This window comes from Kitasatospora kazusensis (assembly GCF_039529945.1).
Classification (GTDB): Bacteria; Actinomycetota; Actinomycetes; order Streptomycetales; family Streptomycetaceae; genus Kitasatospora; species Kitasatospora kazusensis.
The window spans coordinates 1-4,975 of sequence record NZ_BAAANT010000098.1; the positions used below are offsets into that span (position 1 = coordinate 1).

Genomic DNA, 4,975 nt, shown 5'->3' on the forward strand with positions numbered 1-4,975 from the left:
CCGACCACATCCGCCAGCCCGTCCGCTTCACCGACACCATCCACACCCTCCACCAAGCAGGCGTCACCGCGTTCGTCGAACTCGGCCCCGACCCCGTGCTGACCGCCCTCACCCAGACCACCCTCGACACCGAGGACACGGTCACCACCGCCGCACTGCGCGAAGGCCACCCCGAAGCACTGACCCTCACCACCACCCTCGCCCAGCTGCACACCCACGGCCACCCCATCACCTGGCCCACCAGCCCCACCACCCAACCCGCCATCCACCCCGCCGAGTTGCCCACGTATGCGTTCCAGCGCGACCGCTTCTGGCTCAGCCCCGCCAACACGGGTGCCAGCGCGGCCACGCTCGGCCTCGGCACAACCGACCATCCGCTGCTGGGCGCGGCCGTGGTGCTCCCCGACGGCACCCGACTGTTCACCGGCCGGGTCTCGCTCCACACCCACCCGTGGCTGCACGACCACGTCGTCTTCGGGACGGTGGTCCTGCCGGGCGTGGCCTTCCTCGACCTGTTGCTGTATGCCGGCACACAGGCCGGCTGCGGCCGGATCGACGAGCTGGTCCACCACGCCTTCCTCGCCGTACCCCCGCAGGGCGCGCGGGACCTGCAGATCACCGTGGGCACCGCCGACGAGACCGATCGCCGCCCGTTCACCATGTACTCGCGAGCGGCCCACGCCGCCCCGGAGGTGGAGTGGACCCGGCACGCCAGCGGATTCCTGGCAGTCGAGGAACAGCAGCCGGCGTTCGAGATGGCCGCGTGGCCACCGGCCGGCGCCACCCCGGTGGACATCGAAGAGTTCTACCGGACCTTCATCAACCGCGGTTACGAGTACGGCCCGATGTTCCAGGGCTTCAAGGCCGGCTGGCGCCTCGGCGAGGACGTCTATGCCGAGATCGCACTGCCGCAGGACGGCGACGCGGAGACCTACGGTCTGCACCCGGCCCTGCTGGACTCGGCACTGCACCCGCTGATGCTCTGGTACAACGCCGAGGACGGGGTCCGCCTGCCGTTCTCCTGGAGCGGGGTCACCCTGCACGCGACCGGCGCCCGGCAGGTACGGGTCCGGCTCTCCCGTCCGGAACCCGACATCGTGTCACTCGCCATCGCCGACCGCTCGGGCGCACCGGTGATGACGATCGAGGCGCTGGCCATGCGCCCGGTCGGCGCCGAGCAGCTCGCGGCGGCCCGCAGCAAGCAGCCGGACTCGCTCTACCGGGTGCAGTGGAACAAGATTTCCACCGGTACGAACCGGCCGGCCGGGCTGCCCTTCGCTGTCCTCGGCGACAAGGAACTGGCCGGAACGCTGGGCCGGCTGGGGATCGCCGCCGAGTGCCACGACGGACTGGCCGCTCTCCAGGAGACCGTGCCCGCGAGCATCGCCGGCCTCCTGTTGCCGGTCGCGGCCGCCGACCTGGAGGTCGCCACCGGCACGCACAGCACAGCAGCCTCGGTGCTGAGCACCCTTCAGGAGTTCCTGGCCGACGAGCGCTTCGCCGGTACCACCCTGGCTGTCCTCACCCACGGCGCGATCGCCGTCCGGGACGAGGAGGACGTGCCGGACCTGGCAGCCTCGGCGGTCTGGGGTCTGGTACGGACCGCGCAGTCGGAGAACCCGGGCCGGATCGTGCTGCTCGACCACGACGACAGCGACCTCTCCTTGCGCGCGCTGCCGGCCGCCCTGGCCGGCGACGCATCGCAGTTCGCGCTCCGCGCCGGCGACCTGCTGGTGCCTCGGCTGGCCAGGGCGACCGTGGCCACCGAGGCGGCGGCGCCGCTCGACCCGGCGGGGACGGTGCTGCTCACCGGCGGCACCGGCACACTCGGCACGCTGATCGCCCGCCACCTGGTGACCGAGCACGGCATCCGGCACCTGCACCTGGTCAGCCGGCGTGGTGCGGCTGCCGAGGGTGCCGACCAACTCCGCTCGGAGCTGACGGCGCTCGGCGCCGAGGTCACCCTCAGCGCCTGCGACACCGCCGATGGCGAGGCGCTGGCCACACTGCTCGGCAGCCTGCCGGCCGAGCACCCGCTCACCGCGGTCGTGCACGCCGCCGGAATCCTGGACGACAGCACCGTCCCGTCGCTGACGGCCGACCGGCTCGACGCGGTGCTACGACCCAAGGTGGACGCCGCCTGGCACCTGCACCAGGCCACCAAGCACCTGGACCTCGCGGCCTTCGTGCTCTTCTCCTCGGTGGCCGGCCTGATCGGCAACGCGGGCCAGGCCAACTACGCCGCAGCGAACACCTTCCTGGACGCGCTCGCGCAGCACCGCCGCGCCCAGGGCCTGGCCGGCCTCTCACTGGCCTGGGGGCTCTGGGAACAGGACAGCGGGATGGCGGGCGCGCTGGACGAGGCAGGTCGGGCCAGGCTGAACCGCGGCGGCATCGCACCGGTGCCGACCGGTCAGGCACTGGAACTCCTCGACATCGCCCTGACCCAGGACCGCGCGCTCCTGGTACCGGCGAAGCTCGACGTCAGCGGCCTCGGGAGCGACGGCGAGACCGTCCCGCCGATGCTCCGAGGGCTGGTCGGGACCACCACGCGCCGCAAGGCCCGGAACGTGGTGGACGCCACCACCTTCCAGCAGCGACTGGCCGACCGGAGCGCGGAGGAGCAGGTACGTATCCTGCAGGACCACATCCTGAACCAGCTCGCCGCCGTCCTCGGCCACAGCTCTGCGGCGGCGCTCGACGGCCAGACCGGCTTCCTGGAGATCGGGCTCGACTCGCTGACCGCCGTGGAGTTCCGCAACACCCTGAACCGGGACACCGGACTGCGGCTGCCCGCGACCACGCTCTTCGACTACCCGACGCCGGCCGAACTCGCCGCCTTCCTGCGCACCGAGTTCGCACCGACTTCGACGGCCGCCGACGTCGCTGATCCGCTGGCGTTCGCGCTGGAACTGGACCGCCTGGAAGTCGGCCTCCCGACACTCTTCCCGGCCGCCCGGGACGGCCTGGCCCTGCGCCTACAGGGCTTCTTGACGAAACTGACCGAGCTGCAGCAGGCCGCGGACCACGCGGGTGCGGTGGCCACCGTGCGGATCGACTCCGCGACCGACGACGAGATCTTCGACTTCATCGACAACGAGCTGGGACTGGGGACAGACGGTGAATGAGGACAAGCTCCGCGAGTATCTGAAGCGAGTCACCACGGAGCTGCAGCAGGCCCGGCAGCGACTGCAGCAGGCCGAGTCCGCAGCCCGTGAACCGATCGCGATCGTGGGCATGGGCTGCCGGTTCCCCGGAGGGGTGAGCACTCCCGAGCAGCTCTGGGACCTGGTCGCCGCCGGCACCGACGCGGTCGGGGAGTTCCCGGAGAACCGTGGCTGGGAGCTGGCGGACCTCTTCGACCCGGACCCGGCCGCCACCGGGAAGACCTACGCGCGGCAGGGCGGGTTCCTGTACGACGCCGACCGCTTCGACGCCGAGTTCTTCGGCATCAGCCCCCGCGAGGCGCTCGCCCTCGACCCGCAGCAGCGCCTGCTCCTGGAGACCAGTTGGGAGGCGCTGGAACGGGCGGGCCTCGACCCGGCCACGCTGCGCGGCAGTGCGGCCGGCGTCTTCACCGGTGTCTCCAACCACGAGTACGCCTCGCTCAACCACCAGGGTCCCGAGGACATCGAGGGCTACCTGCTGACCGGTAACACCCTCAGCGTGGCATCGGGCCGGATCTCCTACACCTTCGGGTTCGAGGGCCCGGCCGTGACGGTCGACACCGCCTGCTCGTCCTCGCTGGTCGCGCTGCACCTGGCCACCCAGGCGCTGCGCAGCGGCGAGTGCACGATGGCACTGGCCGGCGGGGCGGCCGTGATGGCCACGCCAGGCATGTTCCTGGAGTTCAGCCGACAGCGCGGGCTCTCCCCCGACAGCCGGTGCAAGTCCTTCGCGAACGCCGCCGACGGGGTGATCTGGGGCGAGGGCGTCGGGATGGTGCTGCTGGAGCGGCTCTCGGACGCCAAGGCCAACGGACATCAGGTGCTCGCCGTGATCCGCGGCACGGCGGTCAACCAGGACGGCAAGAGCAGCCAGCTGACCGCGCCGAACGGCCCGGCCCAGCAGCGGGTGATCCGCACCGCGCTGGCCAACGCCAACCTGACGGCCGATCAGGTGGACGCGGTCGAAGCCCACGGCACCGGAACCCGGCTCGGGGACCCGATCGAGGCGCAGGCCCTGCTGGCCACCTACGGACGGGCACATGTCGCCGAACTTCCCTTACTGCTGGGCTCGTTGAAGTCCAACATCGGGCACGCCCAGGCCGCCGCCGGCATCGGCGGCGTGATCAAGATGGTGCAGGCCATGCGCCACGGCATCCTGCCCAAGACCCTGCACGTCGACGAGCCGACCCCGCACGTCGACTGGGAGTCCGGCGCCGTGGAACTGCTCACCGAAGCCCGGCCCTGGCCCGAGACCGACCACCCCCGCCGGGCCGCCGTCTCCTCCTTCGGCATCAGCGGCACCAACGCCCACCTCATCCTCGAAGCCGCCCCGAACACGGTGTCCGAAGCGGAGGAGCCGCAGGACACGGTCCTGCCGCTGCTGCTCTCGGCGAAGAGCGAGTCCGCGCTGCGCGACCAGGCCGCCCGGCTGGGCGAGTTCATCACCGCGGCGCCCGAGCTGGACCTCGCGCGCGTCGGCCGCGTACTCGCCACTGGGCGGGCGAAGCTGCGACACCGCGCGGTGGTGCTGGGCGGGACCCGCGAGGAACTCCTGACCGGGCTGGACGCCCTCGCCGGACAGCGCACCACCCGCAATCTCGTCCAGGGCACGGTACGCGGCGGCAAACTCGCCGTCCTGTTCACCGGCCAGGGCGCCCAACGCCTCGGCATGGGACGCGAACTCCACGACACCCACCCCGTCTTCGCAGCGGCCTTCGACGAAGCCTGCGCCGCACTCGACCCCCACCTCGAACACCCCCTGCGCGACGTGGTCTTCACCAACAACGACCTGCTGCACCAGACCCGCT

2 protein-coding genes are annotated in these 4,975 nt (G+C 71.8%); both read left to right on the forward strand.

Translation table 11 applies throughout. The annotated features are described in order from the left end of the window. A partial coding sequence (locus tag ABD330_RS31935) for a type I polyketide synthase (protein WP_344469812.1) occupies positions 1 to 3,128 on the forward strand: 3,128 nt, incomplete at its 5' end. Next, a partial coding sequence (locus ABD330_RS31940) for a type I polyketide synthase (RefSeq protein WP_344469813.1) occupies positions 3,121 to 4,975 on the forward strand: 1,855 nt, incomplete at its 3' end. The genes ABD330_RS31935 and ABD330_RS31940, both read left to right, overlap by 8 nt.